This window comes from Rhizobium sp. BR 249 (genome assembly GCF_047445895.1).
Taxonomy (GTDB): domain Bacteria; phylum Pseudomonadota; class Alphaproteobacteria; order Rhizobiales; family Rhizobiaceae; genus Rhizobium.
This window is the reverse complement of sequence record NZ_JARWKX010000030.1, coordinates 35,281-56,528: the sequence shown is the minus strand read 5'-3', so window position 1 is coordinate 56,528 and position 21,248 is coordinate 35,281. Positions and strand designations below refer to the sequence as shown.

16 protein-coding genes are annotated in these 21,248 nt (G+C 59.9%); 10 read left to right on the top strand and 6 right to left on the bottom strand.

The genetic code is table 11. The features are described from left to right. Nucleotides 1–12: 12 nt before the first annotated feature. The gene (locus QD408_RS23500) at nucleotides 13–780 is read left to right on the top strand and encodes a LuxR C-terminal-related transcriptional regulator (RefSeq protein WP_414140940.1); all 768 of its coding nucleotides are present in this window, start codon (nucleotides 13–15) and stop codon (nucleotides 778–780) included. Between the two features lie 83 nt (nucleotides 781–863). Here QD408_RS23500 and QD408_RS23495 read toward each other — a convergent pair whose 3' ends face one another. The 6 genes from QD408_RS23495 to QD408_RS23470 form a co-directional block, all read right to left on the bottom strand. Continuing rightward, on the bottom strand, nucleotides 864–2,675 hold the full coding sequence (locus QD408_RS23495; protein ID WP_414140939.1) for a glycosyltransferase: 1,812 nt from the start codon (nucleotides 2,673–2,675) through the stop codon (nucleotides 864–866). Nucleotides 2,676–2,679: 4 nt separating this feature from the next. Beyond that, nucleotides 2,680–3,723 (bottom strand): UDP-glucuronic acid decarboxylase family protein, encoded by a 1,044-nt coding sequence (locus QD408_RS23490; protein WP_088681517.1) that lies wholly within the window; start codon nucleotides 3,721–3,723, stop codon nucleotides 2,680–2,682. A 57-nt stretch (nucleotides 3,724–3,780) separates the two neighbouring features. Next, nucleotides 3,781–5,274: a sugar transferase gene (locus QD408_RS23485; RefSeq protein ID WP_414140938.1), complete on the bottom strand. Its 1,494-nt coding sequence runs from the start codon at nucleotides 5,272–5,274 to the stop codon at nucleotides 3,781–3,783. A gap of 15 nt (nucleotides 5,275–5,289) precedes the next feature. Then, the gene (locus QD408_RS23480; protein WP_414140953.1) at nucleotides 5,290–6,147 is read right to left on the bottom strand and encodes a WecB/TagA/CpsF family glycosyltransferase; all 858 of its coding nucleotides are present in this window, start codon (nucleotides 6,145–6,147) and stop codon (nucleotides 5,290–5,292) included. Nucleotides 6,148–6,623: 476 nt separating this feature from the next. Beyond that, on the bottom strand, nucleotides 6,624–8,753 hold the full coding sequence (locus QD408_RS23475) for a nitrous oxide reductase family maturation protein NosD (protein WP_414140937.1): 2,130 nt from the start codon (nucleotides 8,751–8,753) through the stop codon (nucleotides 6,624–6,626). After that, nucleotides 8,750–10,072 carry an O-antigen ligase family protein gene (locus QD408_RS23470; RefSeq protein WP_414140936.1) on the bottom strand — a complete coding sequence of 441 codons (1,323 nt, stop codon included), beginning with the start codon at nucleotides 10,070–10,072 and terminating at the stop codon, nucleotides 8,750–8,752. The genes QD408_RS23475 and QD408_RS23470 overlap by 4 nt, the downstream gene beginning before the upstream one ends. A gap of 493 nt (nucleotides 10,073–10,565) precedes the next feature. On the opposite strand from QD408_RS23470, the gene QD408_RS23465 reads away from it, so the two are divergent. The 9 genes from QD408_RS23465 to QD408_RS23425 all read left to right on the top strand — a co-directional run bounded on the left by QD408_RS23465 (nucleotide 10,566) and on the right by QD408_RS23425 (nucleotide 21,232). Next, a complete protein-coding gene (locus QD408_RS23465) occupies nucleotides 10,566–11,516 on the top strand; it encodes a glycosyltransferase family 2 protein (RefSeq protein WP_088681512.1) in 951 nt (316 codons plus the stop codon). Further along, the gene (locus tag QD408_RS23460) at nucleotides 11,513–12,613 is read left to right on the top strand and encodes a glycosyltransferase family 4 protein (protein WP_088681511.1); all 1,101 of its coding nucleotides are present in this window, start codon (nucleotides 11,513–11,515) and stop codon (nucleotides 12,611–12,613) included. Before QD408_RS23465 ends, QD408_RS23460 begins: the two co-directional genes overlap by 4 nt. Next, nucleotides 12,607–13,752 (top strand): glycosyltransferase family 4 protein, encoded by a 1,146-nt coding sequence (locus tag QD408_RS23455; RefSeq protein ID WP_414140935.1) that lies wholly within the window; start codon nucleotides 12,607–12,609, stop codon nucleotides 13,750–13,752. The genes QD408_RS23460 and QD408_RS23455 overlap by 7 nt, the downstream gene beginning before the upstream one ends. Continuing rightward, nucleotides 13,749–15,959, top strand: coding sequence for a GumC family protein (locus tag QD408_RS23450; RefSeq protein ID WP_414140934.1), 2,211 nt, complete (start codon nucleotides 13,749–13,751; stop codon nucleotides 15,957–15,959). Before QD408_RS23455 ends, QD408_RS23450 begins: the two co-directional genes overlap by 4 nt. 27 nt (nucleotides 15,960–15,986) lie before the next feature. Beyond that, complete coding sequence (gene fcl / locus QD408_RS23445; RefSeq protein WP_414140933.1) at nucleotides 15,987–17,033, top strand: GDP-L-fucose synthase; 1,047 nt, start codon at nucleotides 15,987–15,989, stop codon at nucleotides 17,031–17,033. A gap of 43 nt (nucleotides 17,034–17,076) precedes the next feature. Beyond that, nucleotides 17,077–17,211 carry a hypothetical protein gene (locus tag QD408_RS23440; RefSeq protein WP_280950433.1) on the top strand — a complete coding sequence of 45 codons (135 nt, stop codon included), beginning with the start codon at nucleotides 17,077–17,079 and terminating at the stop codon, nucleotides 17,209–17,211. Nucleotides 17,212–17,401: 190 nt separating this feature from the next. Beyond that, on the top strand, nucleotides 17,402–18,442 hold the full coding sequence (locus tag QD408_RS23435; RefSeq protein WP_414140932.1) for an ABC transporter ATP-binding protein: 1,041 nt from the start codon (nucleotides 17,402–17,404) through the stop codon (nucleotides 18,440–18,442). Nucleotides 18,443–18,549: 107 nt separating this feature from the next. Continuing rightward, nucleotides 18,550–19,560 carry a Fe(3+) ABC transporter substrate-binding protein gene (locus QD408_RS23430; RefSeq protein ID WP_414140931.1) on the top strand — a complete coding sequence of 337 codons (1,011 nt, stop codon included), beginning with the start codon at nucleotides 18,550–18,552 and terminating at the stop codon, nucleotides 19,558–19,560. Then, the gene (locus QD408_RS23425; RefSeq protein ID WP_414140952.1) at nucleotides 19,553–21,232 is read left to right on the top strand and encodes an ABC transporter permease; all 1,680 of its coding nucleotides are present in this window, start codon (nucleotides 19,553–19,555) and stop codon (nucleotides 21,230–21,232) included. The genes QD408_RS23430 and QD408_RS23425 overlap by 8 nt, the downstream gene beginning before the upstream one ends. Nucleotides 21,233–21,248: the final 16 nt, after the last annotated feature.

The window sequence follows — 21,248 nt, the reverse complement described above, 5'->3', positions numbered from 1 at the left end:
GAGGATGGGGCTTTGAATTCCATAAACATAAACCATAGGCAGGAAAACACATCTATTCCTCTAGAGATAGAAAATGGTTTGGCGGCGCTTACACGGCCGTCAACTCCAAAGCACTCGCTTCTCATTCTCGACAAGAGGGAGCTTGATCGGCACTGCCTTGCGCAATGCATGGCCGGCCACACTGATGAATTCGCTATTGTGGCGTTTGGATCGATTGAGGAGTGGAAGCAAAAACGCGAAGAATATCCTCCGCTTTCGGCAATCCTTTTGAACGTCGGCGGCAAGATGGTCGACGATCCTGCCGTCTCGGAGCAGATCAAGAGCCTTTCGTCGGAATTCGCGTCGACACCGGTCGTCATATTGGCCGACAGTGACGATTTCGGCCAGATCGTGAAGGCGATCGACTACGGAGCCAAGGGTTACATACCTGCCACGGTCAGCATCAAGGTCTGCGTGGAGCTGATCGTGCTCTCGGTGGCAGGAGGGCTTTTTGTGCCCGCAAGCGCCTTGTTCGCCATGCGTCACTTGCTGCAGTCGAGCAGCTCGACGGCGCACCCGCTGGCCGGGATCTTCACCGATCGTCAGGCCGAAGTCGTCGCGGCGCTGCGGCGCGGAAAGGCGAACAAGATCATCGCCTATGAGCTCAACCTGCGAGAAAGCACGGTCAAAGTGCATGTCCGCAACATCATGAAAAAGGTCAAGGCAACGAATAGGACGGAAGTCGTGTTCAAGCTCAACGATCTTTTTTCGGATAGTCTTGCAGGCTCTGGGGCGAACTAAGAACAGCGCTGATACCGTCAGCCGATCAAGCCTTTTCACTCGTGGCGCAAAACAAATTTGCGCCACGAGATTTGTTTTAGCGGTCACAAAGAAGACTTCGTGAGCGCCATTCTGATCCTGCGCAGCGGACCCCTTTGTGAAGGCGGAACCAGACCCCGCGCGAGATGCCGAAGATATTGAAATTCCGGCAGAGGCGGCACGTTCGGCCTCAAGCTGTTCAGACGCAGCTTGATCATCAGGCCATCTATGCCCGAGTAGAATCGCAGGCGCAGGGAAGGATGATGTTTGGTGTGCAGCGATGCGGTTTCGTTCACGGCAAGGGGGACATCACGAAGAGCGTTCGCGAGATCCGGCTTCTGGCAACGCTCGAGAATATCGGCAACCCATGAAAGCCATTCGTGATCGCTCCGCGTGGGAATCCGGTGAATGCTTTTTCGATCGCTGCGGTACTCTCCCGAGGCAGCCCGATTGCTTTTTCGACCCGGTTGCTCGAGGACGAGGCGCATGCGCCTGAGTTCGTCGTGGGATAGGCTTGGATAGAAATCCCGCAATTTCCGCGCCTGCTCAAAATCTCCCTTGCAGACCAAGGCAAGGAGGAAATATGCCCATTCCACAGGATCCGGGTCACTCGCCCCATAGTCGATCATCGTTATCTTGACCAAGTTCACCAACAGGTCATAGGCGCGATCAGCATCGCCCTCATGCAATGCGCAGATGGCCAGGCGGAATTTGGCTTCCGGCAGGTAGGACACATAGTCCAGGCAGCGGAGGTAGCATTGCTTGGCCTCCTCCACACTGCCCTGCTCGAGAAGCAGATCGCCCTGCTTCAGCAAGGCGCGATCGCTCGCCTCACCGACAATGTGCGTGCTTCCTTGCTGTGAATTGCGTTCGACCTTTGTGAGATCGCCGAACGGCCCGAGCTGGATGATCTTTTCGCCAAATCGCAAGCCTCTGTTCAGCATGAACCATTGATATATTTGCGGTCTGTGCTTCAGCGTATGACGCGAGTGAACCAAACGGTGGCCTGACGTCGCGATACGCTGCATTTCATCGGGATGACCAAAGAGGTATTCCAATCGTTCGACCACGTTGCGCTGGTCGGCAAAGACGCAGTTCTCCATGTCGGAAAAGCCGGCCGCCTCCACGGCTTCAGTACGTTCCGTCAAGAGACAGGCATTTGTCCCGGGGATCTCGAAGTGCTTGCGCACGACCTCGCCGCCGGCGGTTCCGCATGTGGGGACGACGAAGCTCGCGTTGAGGACGCGCGCATAGGCCTCTCCCGACAAGAGTTGGGAGGCAAGCTTGCTCTCATAGGAGTGTTGCGGCGAGACCAGGCAGGGATAGCGGTCGCGGATGATCGGAAAGACATTCTGCCGCCAGGGGTAGAGGCCATAGACCTGGCCCGTGAGCGTGACCGGTATGACCTTCTGCTGGCCGTAGTCGCGATAGACGTCGGGGTCGATGAAGTTTGGCCAGACGAACAGGTTATCCCCAAGCTCAGGCATATATTCGGGAGTCATGGTGCCGATCGAGAAATAGGTCTCGATGCCCCAGTGCTCCATATCGGAAAGGAAGCCGCTGCGCCGGTCGCACCATGGATCGGCGTTGTGAAGGCCGAGCTTCGGAACTTGGGTATTGATGTTGGTGATTTTTATCCGCCGTGACCCGTGTGACCGGTAGCCGCTTTCGAACAGCGCCAGATCCGGTTCGTACCGGTCGCATATCTCTGCATAATCGCAGTCGCGGTTTATGACGACGACATCGAAGTGTGTGGCGAGGCATTTGACCTGCTGCTGCATGTGCAGCAGCAGGTAACCGGCTGCATTCGCATTGGGCTGATGGTCCCACTGGAAGAATACGAGCCTTGGTTTGCGGTGATCGACGTTGCTGTCCATGCCTCTATCGTGTGATTTCCGGAACGGTGAAGCCGGCTTTCTGAGAAAGCGGATGCGAATAAGCCTCCTGCCGGGATTTGGCGCTGCGCTTGTTCTTTGCGCCACCGGAAAGCTTCCACTCGAAATAGGCGATCGTTCTTCCGAGCCCCTCACGAAGGTTCACCTTCGGCTGCCAGCCCAGTTGCTGCGTTGCCCGGCTGATGTCGGGCTTGCGCTGGGTCGGGTCGTCGATCGGGAGGGGATTGAAGACGATGCCGGACTTCGATCCCGTCATTTCGACCACCATTTCGGCCAGTTCCCGGACCGTGAATTCGCCGGGGTTGCCGAGATTGATCGGGCCTGTGACCCCGGCAGGCGCGCCCATCAAGCGGATGAAACCGTCGATCAGGTCGTCGACATAGCAGAACGACCGTGTTTGCCTGCCGTCGCCGAAGATCGTGATCGGCTCGTTTCGAAGCGCCTGGACGATGAAGTTGGAGACGACGCGGCCGTCATTGGTCTGCATGCGCGGCCCGTAGGTGTTGAAAATCCGCGCCACCCGGATTTCCACGCCATATTGACGATGATAGTCGAAGAACAGCGTCTCGGCGCAGCGCTTGCCTTCGTCGTAGCAGGCACGCGGACCGATGGGATTGACGCTGCCGCGATACTCCTCGGGCTGCGGATGGACCGCCGGATCGCCGTAGACCTCGCTCGTGGAAGCCTGGAAGATCTTCGCCTTGGTGCGCTTGGCGAGGCCGAGCATGTTGATGGCGCCGTGCACATTGGTCTTCACGGTCTGCACGGGATCGAACTGATAGTGGACCGGAGATGCCGGGCAGGCGAGGTTGTAGATCTCATCGACCTCCACATAGAGCGGGAAGGTAATGTCGTGGCGGAGGATCTCGAAGCGGGGATCGTCGAGAAGATGCAGCACATTGTCGCGCGAACCGGTGTAGTAATTGTCCACGCAGAGGACGTCGTTACCCTCTCGCAAAAGTCTTTCGCACAGGAAAGACCCCAGAAATCCGGTGCCGCCGGTAACCATGACTCGCTTTTGTCCGTGCATTTGTCCGTGCATTGGTGTGCTCCGTTTTTGATGATTGCCCTCAGGACGACGAACAGGTCAGCAAGCTCCCTTGCCCTTCAAGACTGCGGGAATTGTGCTGAGAAGGATGTGGAAATCGAACCACAAGGATCGGTTGTCGATATAGAACTCGTCGAGTTGCTGCTGCAGCTCGATATCCGCATTGCTTCGTTCGGATATTTGCCAAAGGCCCGTGAGCCCCGGCGTGACGGACCGGCGTTTGTCTCGAAATTCGCTGTCCATCGCGGAAAGGTGATATTCCGGGAACGGGCGTGGTCCGACGAAGGCCATCTGGCCTGCCATGATGTTGGCCAATTGCGGGAGCTCGTCGATGCTCGAAGAGCGCAGCATATGCCCTATGACCGGAAGGATGCGCGGATCGTCCTTGAGTTTGAAATGGCTCAGCCACTCCGCGCGCATGGCAGGGTTGTCCCGGAACAGCGCTTCGAGGCGCTGCTCCGCATCCTGGTACATCGTCCTCAATTTCAGAACGTGCACCGGCTTGCCGGACCGTCCTTCCCTGGTTTGCCGGAAGAAGACCGGGCCTGGATCGATGATATAGATTGCAGCCGCTGCAATCGCGATGAATGGCGTGACCACGATTGCAGCAGGGATGGCGATCGCGAGATCGACGATCCGGCGAACCAGATCCGAGTTGAGCGAACTCCCGCCGGTGGTGAGGCGAATGCCGACCTCTCCGCCGACATCGGCAGGCCGCAATCCGCTGACCTTGAAGCTCGGCGTGTCGGAGAGCAGAATGACTTCGGCGAACTTCCCGCGCATCGCGGCCAGGTCGGGCACGAGCGAGCCCGTGTCGCCCGCAATGACGGCAATGGATGGCCCGCCTTCGGGCAATGCCTCCAAACTATCGGAAAAAAACGGCTCCGGCCTGATGCCATACTGCCAGTGGTCTCTGAAATGGGCGAGGAGCGCGGGCGTAAGGTTGCGCCCGCCTATGATAACCGCGCGCTCCCCCCACATTCCAACTCTCCAGCACAGGCTCCGTACAAGCCAATGCAAGAGTGGCTGAATCATCAGCCCGAGACCGAGGAACACGATCACGGCAAGCAGCAGTCGTGCCGCCTCCGGCAGGATAATTGCTGCGAATGCCGTCAGGACGGCCACCTTGACGGCAGCGACAATGCGCCGCCGCAGATGTTCGTAGCCGTGCAGCCGATATCCGGGATAGAGGCCGGCCGATGCGTAAAGAACAATCGCAGAAAGTGCCGCGATCGTGAACGCACGCTCCGCCATCGTGCCCTCCGCACCAGCGGGAAGAAAAGACAGCAGAACGAAATAGGCAATCAGATAGCTTGCAATGTCGCCGCCGACCAGGAAGCACGACGTTGCGAAGCGGGGAAGCCGGCGCCGCAGCGCGGCTGAACTCTTCAACCCTGCCCGCAGAAGGGGATCGGCCGTCTTGGCTGCTATGGGCGGCACGGAGCCTGCCGCAATCGCCCGCGACGTCATGTCATTCGATGTGGACGCCTTTGACGGCCCCGTTGCCATCCCTGACGGTGCAAATAAGGACATGACGCTTATACTCCCCTACCGCATTTGTCTCGATGTACCCGATCCGGAAACGGCGTCTTCGATCGGAAACTTTCGAAGTCCCAGTCTCTGGAATGCTGTCAATGAAATGAAGGCCGGCACGACGAGCGCATAGCGCCGCCACAGCCGTCGCGGCTCGCACAGAAGACGAAACGCCCATTCGAAGCCGCTTCTTTGAATGATCCTCGGAGCCTGCCGCTTGAGGCCGGCGTGGAAATCGAATGCAGCTCCGACGCCGATGAGCATCGATGCATCCAGACGATCGCGCATGCGCGCCATCCAGAGTTCCTGCTTGGGGCTGCTCAGCCCGACCCAGATGATATCGGCGCCGGATCGATTGAGCCGATCTGCAATATCGGCTTCCTCTTGCGGTGACAGCTTATGAAAAGGCGGCGCGTAGGTGCCGGCGATCTCGGCTTTCGGGAATCTTGCGAGAAGGCGCGCCTGCAACTGCTGCAGCGTCTCATCCGTTGCGCCATAAAGGAAGTGGCGTATACCCTTCGATGTGCCGGCCTCGAAAACGGACAGCATCAGGTCGGGTCCGTAGACCCTGTCGCTCTCCGAATGGCCGGCACGCTTCAACGCCCATACCAGCGGCATGCCGTCGGGGGTCACGAGGAACGCCCGGTTATGGATCGACCGGAGCTCGGGATCATCCTGACAGCGGACGACGCCGTGCGCGTCGCGAACGCACACATATTCCTTCCTGCCGTCTTCGATCGCTTTTTGAATAAATCCAGTCGCGCTTTTGAGATTGACTGCCGAAACGCGAACACCAAGGACATTCGTCCATTCCAGGGAGCCCTTGGGATGGTGAGCTGAAGTTTGGCTGTCGTCTGCTGGTTGCTTTCTCATGACCTGCGCTTTCGCGACTGAAACTGTCATCAGAATATGCTGGGAGGACGATTGCCTCCATACTTGCTGTTCCAGCTATTGGACGTAGAAGAAGCTCTATATTTACGCCTTCCGCCATGAGGACTTACAATATTCGAAGTAAGTCCATGTACCCCAAAGCTTGTCGTAATGCTCCTTTTGATGGCAGTTGCCCCAAAGGAGCGGTTTGACCTTCGTGAATCCGCTGGAGATAGTCGAGCTCGCGCGGAACTAGTATATTTTTAGCGATAGCAACGCGGAGGAGAGAGGTGTCGTGAACAGGCGGGATGAACGCCCCGGCTGGCGAGCCTTCAGAGGCGCCCGACAGAGCCAGCCAGTTGCAGAAAGATTTGAGCTCCGATGGCCATATCGTCATCAGGGAGCTCCTGACGCCGGATCGGGTGGAAGGCCGGCGGCGGATTCGGACGAGAGTTTCGGGGTCTGCTCGGCGCCTCTTGTCAATCGGGCGGCGCGACGACGCTTCCGGTGTCCGCCCCGGCCCTCTGGAGATCGCGTAGGCTGCCAAACTCTCCCCAACGCATGATGTCAGGATGTATTCGGAAGCTCTTGCCGTTCAAATTGCCGATGTAGCGATTATGCGCGAACGCGACGGATTCAGGCCCGTGGTTCGGAGCGTAGACGTAGGCTGCAAGCCCGCTGCTGCTGTCGATCGACACCGTATTGTTCTCGATGCGATTAGGCTCAGCCCATGGCGGATGCCAACCCCAGCCGGTGCCGTCATCGACGCGAAAAGCCGCGCCCGATCCGCGTTTGATGACGTTTCCCGTCACCAGGTTGCTCCAGCCGCCGTTGATGCCGATCGCCGATACGTTGTCCGAGAGCGTATTGCCTTCGATGCGCACACCACTGGCCTTGCCATCGGTGTAGATCGCCCAACTGATAGGGGTCGGCCATTCATTGATATTCTCATATCCGGAAGGCCAGAACGTCCCATCGGCCCTGTTCATGAGGTGGCTTGTGCCGATAACCAGATTGTAGCGGATGCTGCTGTTCAGGAGGTCCGCCTGCTCGCCCATCATCTTGATGGCGCCGCCGTCGGCCGTCTGCTGATTGGCATTGCGGATCTCGTTATGCTCGATGACGGCGTCGTGCACTGCGTCTTGCGCGCCCCACAGCGAGCCGCCGGCGATACCGAACTGCGCGGCATTTTCGATCAGGTTATGGGCGACCCTGATACCCTCGGTCGCCTGGAACCATATTCCCGCGGTTTCAAAGTAGACCCTTCCGATGTCGTGGATGTGGTTCGACAGGATTCGGGCGCCGTTCGATTTGCCGAAGCTGCCATAGGTCGTGCCGACGTAGATCCCGTTGCCGGCCACATCGCCGATCACATTGCCGGCAATCAGAACATCCTCGCTTTCGCTCACGTGGATGCCGACGCCGACATTTTCGATGACGTTGCCGAGCAGCCTGACGCGGTCCGCGTGTTCGAGGCGTATGGCCCCAAACCCCCTGGTGTCGGTGTAGAACTTGCCGCTGCCCAGCGGAGATCCATCGCGAAACTCGAGCCCTGACACGACCATGCCATCGGCGCCCTCCAGCTTGAGGAATGTCGGCAGGATGCCGGCGACAACGGCGGAACTCGGTGAGAGCCCATCGGTAGGGATATAGTCGAGCTGTCCCGCAGCCACGTCATACCGCCATTCCCCAGGGGCATCGAGGAGGGCCGCTGCTCCGGTCAAGAAATAGCGGCTGCCTTCCCCAGTGAAAAAATAGCCGGTGCCTTTGGTGTGAACGGTCCGCGTTGCCATGTCGACTGAAACGACCGGGAGCGTGTCACTGCCCCATTGGCTTCCCGGCTTGAAACCGCCGACGATGTGAACGACGAGCCCGGTTGGATCTCCCAATGCCGGAAGATCGCCGGCATGGAAGCAAAATTGTGTATTGCCTTGCCAGCCATCGGTGTCCTGCTCGCACTTGGCCGCGAACAGCCATCCCTTGCGCGGATCTCCGTCAAGGGGTGCGTTGGGAAAGCGGGCTCGGGTTTGGAGGGTCCCATCGACGAAAAGATCGCCCACCGCCTCATCAGGCGGCAATCTCAGCGGCGCCGTCCAGCGGCCGGCGGCTTGAGACGTCCAGTTACGAATGAGCGGGCCACCGTGCAAAACCGGCGTTTCGTTGCATCTCGCCGTGATGATGAGGCCTGCATCGCGAGCGTCGAAGACGATCGGCTGCACGAGATAGTAGTCCCCACCGCCCATCGCAATCGTGCTTTGGCCAGGCTTGGCGCGCGCAGCATCACGCGCTTTTTCGATGCTGGCAAACGGACCGTCGGTGCGCTCAGCATTTGGCCGGGCAAGGAGGCCGCTCCAGCTGTCGTCGCCATCCGGAGAAACGTAGAACGATGTCCTTGCCGCGGATGTGCTGGTCGCTATGTCGCTCAAGGAAGTCCCTGCCAGCTTGGCCGACAAGGTCGCCGCCGAAGCTTCCGCGCAGGTTGCTTCCCGGATCGTTCTCTGCATCAGATCGGGCGTATCCGCGTCCGTCGTCACCGAGGCCGTATTGCCCGGCTGCGGAAGGAGCGCGGCGGAAAAGATGCTCAAGATCAGCGTGAAGCGCCGCCTCATGAGAGCTGCAGCTCCCTCGTCATGCTCGTTGCAGGCGCCGGCTGCGGTGGGCAGGGGTTGGTCGAAACGACGGGCGCGTAGAGCGAGAACATGATGATGGCAGTGGCAAACAGAATGAAAATGGCGTCGTTCGGGATCAGAAACAGGCTCTCGGTCAGATTCATCACCAAAACCATGATCGTGAAGACGTTCAGCCAGAGCCAGCCATATTGCGTATCGCGACAGTGAAGGATCGCACCTTGGCGCACTGCGCGGCACAGCATCAGCGCAAACAGGCTCAGTCCGCTTATTCCGAAGCTCAGTATCGTATCGCGGTATCCATTATGGGAGTGCGGGCTCTGCCATTGGATTTTTGACCAGATGATCCAGGCTTCGGGGTTCGCGTCCGTCCAGAACGCCTGGTAGCCGAAGCCGAGCAGCAGATGATCGGCTATCTGACGATCGACCAGTTCCCACAACGGCACCCGGCCCGTCAAAGTGGCGTCCTTGCCGAGCGCTTCGAGGAACGGAACCAGAAATTCGTGAAGCACGATGAGAAGGCCGACTGACATTTGAACGAAAAACAGGATGACGACGATGCGGACCATGCCGCTGGTTCTCTGCAAGAGGGAATAGAACCCGATCAGGCAGAATGCCGATGCCGTCGCGATGATCGCGGTCATCGATCCTGAGCCCACAAGACAGAACCCACCCGCGATCAGCAAGGTGATGGCGGTTCGCCGCCAGCCGAGAGTGCCGTCCTTCAGCACCGCGGTCGCCACCAGTATCATGATGCTGGCATACCAACCGAGACTGTTCTTGTGGATGAAGATGCCCCGCAGCGCGCCATCCAGGGGCATGCGGGCGAGGCTCGGCGACGCTCCGAGAATGGCCACGCTCATGACGATACAGGTTCCCACGGTCGCAAAGACCAGCAGAAGCAGTTGTCTCGGCGTGAAGCGTATCGCCAGCACATAGGCCAGAAGCACAGAAAACAGCAGGCCGATGGCGCGTCTCAAGGTCGCTGACGGGCCGACCGACCACAGGACCGACAAGAACGGCAGGGCGAGCAGCAGGGGGAAAGGCAGGCTGCGCCGGAGTGCGATCAGAAACTGCGGAAAATTTCGTATCAGGATCAATCCGGCAAATGCGTATACGGGCAGGCAAAGGAGACGCAATATGGCCTTGGCCGGATCGCTGAGCGCTCCATCGGCATCTGCCAGCATGAGCGGAAAAAGCGCCCCCGTCTGGAGGAAAAGCGACACGCCGGCGCCCCAGCATTCTATGGTTCGCCAGCCGATGGCCGGCCTGCTGGTGATTCTAAGCCCATATGCGCTCATTGTCGTCGCCGGCTGGTTTGGACGGATGAGAGGCTGTCGGTCGCGGCAATTTGGAAAGACATATGTCTGCTTTCATGACTGCGCTGTTCTATCAAGGAACAATCATGCAGCCATGCCGGCAATCAACTTACACAAATGAAGGCCGGGCTACTTCCAATGCGCCGCCCACCATCCAAGGACGTTGGTGCGCCTAAGCCCTTGGGAGGAACTTCCCCCAAAGGTTGGTGCCGGGGTCTACGGGATTGCCCATAAGAGCAGATGTTATGCGTGCCCATTCATCGCTAGCTTGGCGAGGAATGCACACCGCGAAGCACGCCGCGCCACAGTTTCCGGTGAAGTGAAGCAATGTTCTGGTGCGCGCCGGCTGTCGGCAGCCGATGCCTGGAAGGGTTGGGTTCCTATGGTTTTGCGTCATGGTCCTGGTTCCGCACGCTACATGACAGGTGCGTCGCTCGTCACGGTAGTGGCACGGCGATTGATTTGAGAGGGTGTCATGGAGCGGCTAGCCGTCAGCGTCCTCATCAACAATCACAATTATGGCCGCTTCGTTGGTCGTGCGATCGACAGCGCTTTGAGTCAGCAAACGCCCGACGTCGAGATCATCGTCGTCGACGACGGGTCCAGCGACCAGTCGCGCTCCGTTCTGGAAGCCTACGGCAACCGGGTGAAGGTGCTCTTCCAGGAGAACCGGGGGCAGGCAGCCGCAGTGAATGCCGCCGTGCGGTCAAGCCGCGGCGACATCCTCTGCTTTCTGGACGCCGATGACTGGTGGGCGCCGGACAAGCTGTCTGCGACGGCATCGGCATTCCACGCCAATCCGCAACTGTCGCTGGTCTACCACCGGCTTCAGCCCGTGCTGAGCGATGGCTCGCCGACCCTCAAGCCGATCCCCCGAACCCTATGTTCCGGAGATTTATCGCTGCGGCTGACGAAATCGGCCGGCTGGTGGCCCTTCCCGATGACCTCGGCCATCGCCGTACGGCGTCGTGCGTGGGATGCCGCAGGGAATATTCCCGAACAGTTCCGCATATCGGCCGACGCATGGCTCACAGGGATCTATCCGTTTCTGGGGGACGTTGCCGCCTTGCCGGATTCGCTCGGTTTCTACCGAATCCACAACAACAACTGGTATCGGCCGATCGATGATGCCGCCATGCTGCGAAAGCGAATGGCGCATTGGCAGGCGACCGTCGAAGCGACGAACCGCTTTCTTTCAGCCAACGATCTGCCGGCGAGACTGCGCCTGACGGATCACTACCCCTACCGGATCGCGTCGGCAAGGCTTGACGGAGTGAATATGCGCACCAGGCTCAGACTTGCCGTCGAAGGGTTCTTTTTTGCCGGAGAACCAAACCTGCCGAGGCGGATGCGCGATGCGCTGCGCACGGCCCACGACCTGCCTCGGCGCGGTCGGGACCTCGGCTTGTCGGAGCCGGCGAAATGAAGGCGCTCCTGCTGGTTTCCGAACTCGAAGACTACACCATCTCCTACGCCAGCGGCGTCGCGCAGCATCTGCAGGTCGTGCTCGGAGTTCCCCGCCGGCGTTACGCCCACCTTGCTTCCTCTTTCGATCCGGCTGTCGATCTGCACCTTCTGGACTGGCCACGGCACCGTTCTCTCTCCAATCCCTGGTTTCTGTATCAGCTGACGCGTCTGATCCGGCGGGAGCAGCCGAACCTCATTCATCTCCTCAGCAATTCGACGCTTTGGCTGAACCTCGCCGTGCCGTTCTGGCGCCCGATCCCGCTCGTGACGACCATTCATGACGTGCAGATCCATCCCGGCGATGCCGATACCCGTACGCTGCCCGTCTGGGCTCCCGAATTGATGGTGAAGCAATCCGGACATCTTGTCGTTCACGGCGAGGGACTGAAGCGGCTGGTTCTCGATCGATATTCGAAATCGCCGGACTGTGTCCATGTCCTGTCGCATCCCTCCATTCTTCGCTATGCGGAACTCGCCCGGCAACAGAAAATGGCGCCGCGGCAAGCGGATGGAACGATCCGCGTCCTGCTCTTCGGACGGATCTTTGCCTATAAGGGCCTCGAACATCTCGTCCGGGCCGAGGCCATGCTCAAGGACGTGCTTCCCAACCTGCGCATCACGGTCGCGGGCCGTGGTGACAATCCGCTGGTATTCCAGTCGCTCATGGGGGATGCCAGCCGCTACGATATCCGCAATCGCTTTATCGAGGATGCAGAGGTCGCCCAGCTTTTCCTGGATACCGACATCGTCGTGCTTCCCTACACGGAAGCATCGCAAAGCGGTGTGCTGAACCTCGCCGCCGCATTCGGCAAACCTGTTATCGTGACCGATGTCGGCGAGTTGCGGGACACGGTTCAGCCCAATGGGCTGGGACTGGTGGTCCCGCCCGGCGACGCCAAGGAACTCGCGGCGGCGATCAGGACATTGGCGGACAACGGCGAGCTTAGAAACAGTTTCGGTGACAACGCGCTCGGATGGGCCAAAGGACCGAATTCGCCTGAACGGGTCGGCGCTCAGGCTGCGGCCGTTTATCGGGAGGTGGTCGGCGCATGCTGATGAAGGTGTTCACGGATGAAAATCGGCCAGTGACGCGGAGCGCGCCAGCAACCGTGCGCCACTACGTCCCGGGCGGTTGCGAAAACGGCGGCGGAATTGGCAGGCTGGTCGGCTATATATCCAACACGGCCAGGGAAGCGGGAGAAACACACTTCGTCACCGACACCAGAGGCCCCCGATGGTCCGTGGCGAAGTCGCCTTTGCGCCTGCTCGGCGCCATCTTGATGATGGCGAAGGATCGGATCATCGCTCCGGCGCGCATTCACCATATTCATGTCGCCGGCCGCGGCAGCACCGCCAGAAAACTGATCCTGACCGAGGCTGCCCGTCTTCTCGGCTGCTCCCACATATTGCACCTGCACGATTACGACTATGCGACCGACTTTGCCGCCCGCTCGCCACGTCAGCAGATGCTCATACGCCGGATGTTTCAGCATGCCGACCAGGTCGTGGCGCTCGGCCAGCGCGACCGCACGACGTTGGCGACGCTTCTGGGCGTGGACGAGCGGCGCATAGCCGTCATCCGCAATTGTGTTCCCGACCCCGGTGCGCGCAGCGTTCATGTCGGCGAGACGCCGCTGATCGTATTTCTCGGCCGGCTGAGCGAACGCAAGGGCGTTCAGGAGCTTCTGCTTGCCTTGAGCCATCCTGTTATGAAAGAGCTCCGCTGGCGAGCCGTGCTGGCAGGCGACGGGCCCGTAGAACATTACCGGCGCCAGGCTGCCGCCATGGGGCTTTCCGATCTCGTGAAAATGCCGGGCTGGCTTGGCGCCGACGAGGCGCAAGCCTTATGCGCCAAGGCGGATATCCTGGTCCTGCCCTCGCATGCCGAGGGCTTGGCAATGGCCGTGGTCGAAGGGCTTGCCCACGGGCTTGCGGTCGTCACCACACGCGTCGGCGCGCATGAAGAAGTCATCCTTGACGGTGAAACCGGCGTCTTCGTGCCTGTCGGAGACAAGGATGCCCTGGCTGCGGCGCTGGCGAAACTGGTCACCGATCCGGAAGTCCGCAACCATCTCTCGACGAAGGGCCGCGCTCATTATCTCAACCATTTCAGCATGAGGGCTTACATGCGATCGCTGGAAAAACTCTATGAAGCCGTCTCCGTGCAACCTCGAACGATGGTTGGCGAACGATGACAATTTCAACCGTCCCGCCAGACCGCAACACCTCGCTCTCGTCGATGCGCTACGATCCACGGTTTCAGGTGGAGACCAGATCGGACGATTTCGATCTGACATCGGGCTTGCGCCTCATCCGGCGAAGGATGGTCATGATCGCGGCCATAGTCGCGCTGCTCATGGCAATTGCCGCAATCGGGATTTCGGGGTTGAAGCCGACCTTTCATGCCGAGTCCCGGCTGATCATCCACAGGCCTTTGGCCACGACGCTCGACGCGGAAGATGCCGGCCTCAACGATCGGCTGGACGTCACATCGGAGACCGAGCGGCTTCTTTCCAGAAGCATCGCAGAGCGGGTCATCCGCGACCTGAGGCTCGATCAGTGGCCGGAGTTCAATCCGGCGCTGCGGAAGACCTCGCTCATCGGCGAGATCCGGGCACTGATGCGCGGCTTGGTCGACAGAGAAAAATCGTCGTTGTCGGCACGAAACAGCATAGAGCCCATAATTCCGGAATATTACAGGGCGCTCCGCGTGTGGCGCGACGGCCAGGGTGACGTCATTCAGATCGGCTTCGATGCGAGTGACCCCAAGCTGGCAGCCTCGGTCCCGAACCGGCTCATCAGTATTTACCTTGAAGAGCGAAAGAACAGCTTCCGCGGCCGCCTGGACGCGGCGGAAGAATGGGTTTTGCGGCGCATCGCCGAACAGCAGGGTCGAGCCAAGGCGGCACGCGACGCCGCCGACCAATATCAGGAAACGATGGACGTCGTCTCAAATGACGAAGCTCAGGTCGAACAGATCAAGTCGATAATGGAGTTGGGCGAGCGGCAGACGAAAATCGACCAAAGCCGCGCTGAAATGAGAGCAACGATATCGACACTGGAAGCGGCCGACGACCCCTCGCTTGCCCTGCAGACCATCGTTATTCCCGACAGCATCGGCGCAATGCAGCGCGAGCTTCGTGCGCAGGAACAAGATCTCGACCGTCTTCTCGAAACATATGGCAACACCGCCGAAGCAGTGGTCGATTCGCGCGCGAAAATCCTTAAATCCCGCACCGATCTCAGCCTTGCGATCGACCGGTATCTCCAGTCGATACGCGCCAAGCTTGCGGCGCTTGATCATGAGCACGACGTCGTCCAATCGGCATTGGCGGAGGCTCACGATAAGCGCTCTCGCTCTGCCCTGGCGCAAACGGAGCTGATGCGGCTCCAGCGCCTGGCTGACAAGGAGCAAACGTCGCTCGATAAGCTCGAGGAGAACCGCAGGACCCTGGCCGGGCAAGCCTTGCTGCCGGGCGCCGAACTGGAAGTCTTGTCGCCGGCCGCAGTACCGCTCGCGCCGCAGGGACGCGGACGGCTTTTCTATCTGGTCGGCGCCCTCCTGGCTTCAGTTTCGATCGCGGTGACAGCCGCTTTCGTGGTCGAGATGATGGACAAGTCGGTCCGTAGTTTCGACCAGATGGCCGGCATGCCGCGCATAGTACCCGCCGGATTCGTCCCGCGTTTGAAAAGGAAAGACGGGGGAAATCCGTCGACATTCTTCGGGCAGGTGCCGGACGGGATGTTCGACGAGGCAATTCGCACCGTCATCATTTCGCTCAAACAATCCAATGGCGGAAAGTTGCCCAACAGCATCGTCGTGACGTCGGCCCACAGCGGAGAAGGCAAGTCGCTTGTCGCCAGATCGTTGGCAATCGAACTCGCCGCAAACGGAATTCCGGTGCTGCTTGTCGACGGCGATCTTCGACACGGAAGGCTGGACTCGTTTTTCCAATCGGAGCTCGAGCATGGGTTGAATGAATTCCTGAGTGGACAGGTCCGACTAGGGGACATCATTCATCACCATCCAAGCGGTATCGACTTCATTCCGGCCGGCAATCCCCGGCTCCATCGGCACACTCATTCGAGCGATGCGGCTGACATCATCGAAATGGCCCGCGTCAGAGGCAAGATCGTCGTCTTCGACAGCGCGCCCGTGCTCGCTTCGACCGATACGATGCATCTGACGGCGGCAGCGGAGCGAACGCTGGTGGTCGTCAGATGGGGAAAGACGAGCCGTCGCGCCGTCGAATTCTGCCTGCAGCAGCTGAAAAGCGTACGCAATGCCGAGCTTTCGGTCGTCATAAACGATGTCCAACCGAAGCAGCATGCCAAATACAACTTCAGCGATTCAGAGTTGTTCGAAAGATCGTTGATGAAATACCACGATTTTGAAGCATGAATTCGAGCGTCGCTGGGGGTTTTGCCTATGCCTGAACTGATCTACAGCCTTGCCGGAAAAAGGGTCTATGTCGCGGGCCATCGCGGCATGGTGGGCTCTGCGATCGTGCGGCGTCTCGCTTCCGAGGGCTGCGAGATTTTGACGGCCACCCGCGCCGAGGTCGATCTCAGGCGGCAGGATCAGGTCGAGGCCTGGATGAGTGAAAATCGTCCGGACGCCGTCTTCCTGGCTGCTGCGCGGGTCGGCGGCATTCTCGCGAACGCGACCTATCCGGCCGACTTCCTGTACGACAACTTGGTTCTCCAGGCGAACGTCATCCACGCAGCCCATAGAGCCAACGTCGAAAAACTGATGTTTCTGGGCTCGTCCTGCATCTATCCGAAGTTCGCCGATCAGCCGATCGTCGAGGATTCACTTCTGGCCGGATCGCTGGAGCCCACGAATGAATGGTATGCGATCGCCAAAATTGCCGGTTTGAAGCTCTGCCAGGCCTATCGCAAACAGCATGGCAGAGATTTCATCTCGGCCATGCCCACCAATCTTTATGGCCCAGGGGACAATTTCGACCTCGGGTCGAGCCATGTCATGCCGGCGCTCATACGCAAGGCGCACGAGGCCAAGATCAACCGGCAGCACGAGATATGCATCTGGGGCACCGGCACGCCGCGGCGCGAATTCCTGCATGTCGACGATTGCGCCGACGCCTGCCTCCATCTCATGAAGACCTATTCCGCCGAAAGTCATGTGAACGTCGGTTCCGGCGAAGACATTTCCATTCTCGAACTGACACGCCTCGTCTCCAATATCGTTGGTTTCAAAGGCAAGATCACGCGCGACCTCGGCAAGCCGGATGGCACGCCACGTAAACTCCTGAGCGTCGACAAGCTTCGCACCCTCGGCTGGTCTCCTAAGATCGGCCTAAAGGAGGGCATCGCAGACGCCTATCACGCCTTCCTGGACGGGCATTGTCTCGAGCGAAGCAACGGTCAAAGCGACATCAGTTTCGAGAGGGCCAAGACTTCGGCGCTGCACGCCCCCACGCACTCTCCGGTCGCACATCACCCTCGCGGATAGCGGATTTTCGCGAGGGATAAAGGTTTTGTCTGGGGGGACACATATGCTGGGACCGATAGAAATCAGGATTGCAGCGCTCATTTTCCTGATCGTGGCGTGGACGATCATTATCGGTACGGCAATGGATTTCTTCACGGTCGAGATGCCGATGTCGCTGGTCGCGCTGCTCAGCAGATAGCCGATGTCCCTATACGAACCGTGGCGGCCATGGGATTAAAAAGCCTGGGCACACCGATTTTCCTATTCGCTCTTCCGAGCAATGCGCTGCACGTTTCAACCGGGCTGCGGGGCTTGGACATTCCTCTCTGCTGAGATAGACACCTTCCCGGCAGACGAAGAACGGCATTCACCACGGATGGGAACTCGGGATGCTCGACCTTTCACAGGTATCCCGGCGGTTCGGCCGGGCGAAAGCGCTAAACGATGTCTCGATGACGGTCGCCGAAGGTGAGATCGTCTGCCTGGTCGGCCATTCCGGGTGCGGCAAGTCCACCCTGCTCAGAATCATTGCGGGGATCGAGAAGCCCGATGCGGGCTCGGTATCGATATATGGCGGACAGGTTGCCGGCCCTTCCCGTTTCGTTCAGCCGGAGCACCGGAAAATCGGTTTCGTCTTTCAGGATTATGCGCTCTTTCCGCACCTGACCGTGGAAAAGAACATACGTTTCGGTCTCGGAAACGACGACCGGCGAGAGGTCGAGCAGCGTATCGGCGAGCTGACCGACCGCCTCGGTCTCGCGCAGATGAGGCAGCGCTATCCCCACACTCTGTCCGGCGGAGAACAGCAGCGGGTGGCGCTTGCGCGGGCTCTGGCGCGCGCTCCCCGGCTGCTCCTGCTCGACGAGCCGTTTTCCAATCTCGACAGAACCCTTCGCGAGAAAGTGAGGCAGGATACGCTTGGCCTGCTGAGAGCATTGGGAACGACGGCGGTCATCGTCACGCACGATCCGGAGGAAGCCCTGTCGTCAGGCGATCGGGTGGTGCTGATGCGGGCTGGCGAGATCGTGCAGACGGGCTCCAGCTACGAACTCTACGACAGCCCGAACTCCGCCTATGCGGCCGACTTCTTCACCACCTACAACAAGGTGCCGGGCAAGGTGCGATCGGGGCATATTCAAACGGCCCTTGGGGAATTTGCGCTCCGTTCGCCGTTGCCGGAGGGTGTCGAGGCAATCGCCTATATCAGGCCTCAGGATATCGACTTGAGCGGAGCGGCGGATCGGCATGCCGGCACGGTCATCGACCGCTCCCTGCTGGGCGAGATCGAGCAGGTGACGATCGAGGTGGAGGGGCTGGCCGCACCCATCAAGGCAAGATCGACCAAGCGGCTTGGCGTGATCGGCGACCGGATCACCTTCAGTTTTCCCGGCACGCCGGTCCTTGCCTTCCGTTCGCCTGATCGGGATTGATCGGCAGCCGATCAACTTTTTTTGTGCTTGGAAAGCCGTTCATAAGTTGATTTTAAAATTCCAGTATGCTGGATGCTACGGCATTTCTCGAGTTAGGGGGACTCTCGATGTTCGTACGCTTCACTCTCGGCCTGGCTATCTCTGCGGCACTTCCGCTTGCCGCGACCGCTGCTGAGGTCAATATCTACACCACCCGGGAACCCGGCCTGGTCAAGCCTCTCCTCGAAGCTTTCACCGAGTCGACCGGCATCACGGTCAACACCGTTTTCCTGAAGGACGGATTGCCGGAGCGTGTTGCAAGCGAAGGGGAAAGTTCACCCGCAGACATTTTGATGGCGGTTGACGCCGGCAACCTCGTCGACCTGGTCGAGAAAGGCGTCACGCAGCCCATCCAGTCCGCTGTCCTGACCGATGCCGTCCCATCCCAGCTCCGAGACCCAGACGGTCATTGGTTCGGCCTTTCCTACAGGGCGCGCGTTCTCTACGCGGCGAAGGACCTCGACCTGGCAACTTTCAACTACGAGCAGCTCGCCGATTCCGCCTGGAAGGGCAAGATCTGCATCCGGCCGGGCCAGCACCCCTACAACACCGCTTTGATTGCCGATTACATCGCGCATTACGGGGCGGAGGAAACCGAAAAGTGGCTGGCGGGCGTCAAGGCGAACCTGGCGCGCAAGGCAGCCGGCGGCGACCGCGATGTTGCCAAGGATATTCTCGGCGGCATATGCGATATCGGTATCGCCAATTCCTATTATGTCGGGCTGATGCGCTCGGGCAAGGGCGGCGAGGATCAGGTTGCCTGGGGCCAGGCGATCAAGGTCGTCCTGCCGACCTTCAAGGAGGGCGGCACGCAGGTGAACATCAGCGGCGCGGCCGTCGCCAAGCACGCCAAGAACAAGGACGAGGCGATCAAGCTCCTCGAATATCTGGTTTCCGACGAAGCGCAGAAGATCTACGCCGAGGCGAACTACGAATATCCGGTGAAGGCAGGCGTCGCGGCCGATCCCATCATCGAGTCATTCGGCAAACTGACCATCGACAAGACGCCGCTCGGCGAAGTGGTGCGCCACCGCAAGCAGGCGAGCGAACTGGTCGACAAGGTCGGCTTCGATAGCTAAGCGCCGTAACCATCTCTCGGGTTGGACGCGGGCATCCTGCCTGGTTGCCGTACTCGTTCTGCTTCCCGTTCTCGGGATCGCCTCTCAGGCGGCGCTCCCGTCAAACGGGCTCTGGAGCCACCTCGCCGCCACCGTCCTGCCGATCACGTTCGTCAACACGCTGATACTGCTTGCGGGAGTGGCGGCGGTGAGCGGAATTGTCGGGACGATGCTTGCGTGGCTGGTGACGGCTTATGACTTTCGGGGCAGAGCGCTGCTCGAATGGGTGGTGCTGCTTCCGCTGGCCGTGCCGTCCTACATCATTGCCTATGCCTATCTCGATATCCTCCATCCGCTCGGCGCCTTCCAAGGCGCGATCCGCTGGATGTTCGGCTATTCCAGTCCCCGGGAATTCCGGCTCCCCGACATTCGCTCGATGCCGGGCTGCATCTTCCTGCTCGGCTTCGTGCTCTACCCCTATGTCTATCTTCCGACGCGGGCGATGTTCGTCACGCAGTCCGCAAATCTCATCGAGGCTGCACGGACGCTTGGCGTAACCCAACGCGCCGTGCTGTGGAAAGTGGCGCTGCCCCTTGCCCGGCCTGCCATCGCCGTCGGGATCAGCCTTGCCCTGATGGAAACGCTGAACGACATCGGCGCATCCGAGTTTCTCGGCATCCGCACGCTGACGGTATCGATCTATTCGACCTGGGTCACACGCTCCGATCTGCCGGGCGCTTCGCAGATCGCCCTGCTTCTTCTGTTTCTCGTCGTCCTGCTCGTGTCTCTCGAGCGCTGGGCACGGCGAAAGCAGCGCTACAGCACGGGGACGCAGCGCTTCAATCCGGCTGCACCGCGCCGGGTCCATGGCTGGCGTTCTCCAGCCCTGTTTGCCCTCGGCATCCTGCCCGCACTGATCGGCTTTGCCATTCCCGGCCTCTATCTCGCCGTCGAGGCTTTCAAACGCTGGAACTTCACGGGCATTTCGGACCGGCTCGCCGTGGAAGCTCTGAATACATTGAGCTTTGCTTCGATCGCCACGGTTCTGGCCGTGGTTCTCGGCGTGGTGATCGCCTATGCGGGCCGGCTGAGGCCGGGCGCGCTTACCGGCTGGACCTATCGCCTTTCGACCATGGGTTATGCAGCACCCGGCACGGTGATCGCGATCGGTTCCCTGATCGTGCTCGCCTCTTTCGACAGGATCGTCGATCAGACGGCACAACGATGGTTCGGATATTCGACCGGCCTGCTGCTGATGGGTTCGGGGGCGGCCCTGATCTATGTCTATGTCGTTCGCTTCCTTGCCATCTCGGCCGGAAGCATCGATGCGGGGCTGTCCCGCATACCACTGTCGCTCGATCATGCGTCCCGGACCCTCGGCAAGACGGCCAACCAGACCTTCATGAATGTGCATTTGCCGCTCTCCAAAACGGCGCTCGCCACCGGGGCGCTCCTTGTTTTCGTCGATTGCGTCAAGGAACTGCCTGCGACCCTGCTCCTCAGGCCTCTCAACTTCGAGACGTTCGCGACGCATCTCTACGGCGAGGCGGCTCGCGGCACATATGAGGAAGCGTCTCTGGTCGCATTGGCCATCGTGGCGGTCGGCATCCTGCCGGTTGCCATGCTTTCGCGAGTGGGCAGGAAAGCGGCCGATCAACATCAAAAAATAATGGGTCACGCCGCTAGTAGTTGACTGTGATACTCAAGGA

Coding starts and splice junctions, on each gene's coding strand:
- fcl (WP_414140933.1), top strand. CDS start 15,987: ATGCCTGAACTGATCTACAGCCTTGCCGGAAAAAGGGTCTATGTCGCG.
- QD408_RS23480 (WP_414140953.1), bottom strand. CDS start 6,147: ATGAGAAAGCAACCAGCAGACGACAGCCAAACTTCAGCTCACCATCCC.
- QD408_RS23460 (WP_088681511.1), top strand. CDS start 11,513: ATGAAGGCGCTCCTGCTGGTTTCCGAACTCGAAGACTACACCATCTCC.
- QD408_RS23440 (WP_280950433.1), top strand. CDS start 17,077: ATGCTGGGACCGATAGAAATCAGGATTGCAGCGCTCATTTTCCTGATC.
- QD408_RS23490 (WP_088681517.1), bottom strand. CDS start 3,723: ATGCACGGACAAAAGCGAGTCATGGTTACCGGCGGCACCGGATTTCTG.
- QD408_RS23475 (WP_414140937.1), bottom strand. CDS start 8,753: ATGAGGCGGCGCTTCACGCTGATCTTGAGCATCTTTTCCGCCGCGCTC.
- QD408_RS23495 (WP_414140939.1), bottom strand. CDS start 2,675: ATGGACAGCAACGTCGATCACCGCAAACCAAGGCTCGTATTCTTCCAG.
- QD408_RS23470 (WP_414140936.1), bottom strand. CDS start 10,072: ATGAGCGCATATGGGCTTAGAATCACCAGCAGGCCGGCCATCGGCTGG.
- QD408_RS23430 (WP_414140931.1), top strand. CDS start 18,550: ATGTTCGTACGCTTCACTCTCGGCCTGGCTATCTCTGCGGCACTTCCG.
- QD408_RS23435 (WP_414140932.1), top strand. CDS start 17,402: ATGCTCGACCTTTCACAGGTATCCCGGCGGTTCGGCCGGGCGAAAGCG.
- QD408_RS23485 (WP_414140938.1), bottom strand. CDS start 5,274: ATGTCCTTATTTGCACCGTCAGGGATGGCAACGGGGCCGTCAAAGGCG.
- QD408_RS23455 (WP_414140935.1), top strand. CDS start 12,607: ATGCTGATGAAGGTGTTCACGGATGAAAATCGGCCAGTGACGCGGAGC.
- QD408_RS23465 (WP_088681512.1), top strand. CDS start 10,566: ATGGAGCGGCTAGCCGTCAGCGTCCTCATCAACAATCACAATTATGGC.
- QD408_RS23450 (WP_414140934.1), top strand. CDS start 13,749: ATGACAATTTCAACCGTCCCGCCAGACCGCAACACCTCGCTCTCGTCG.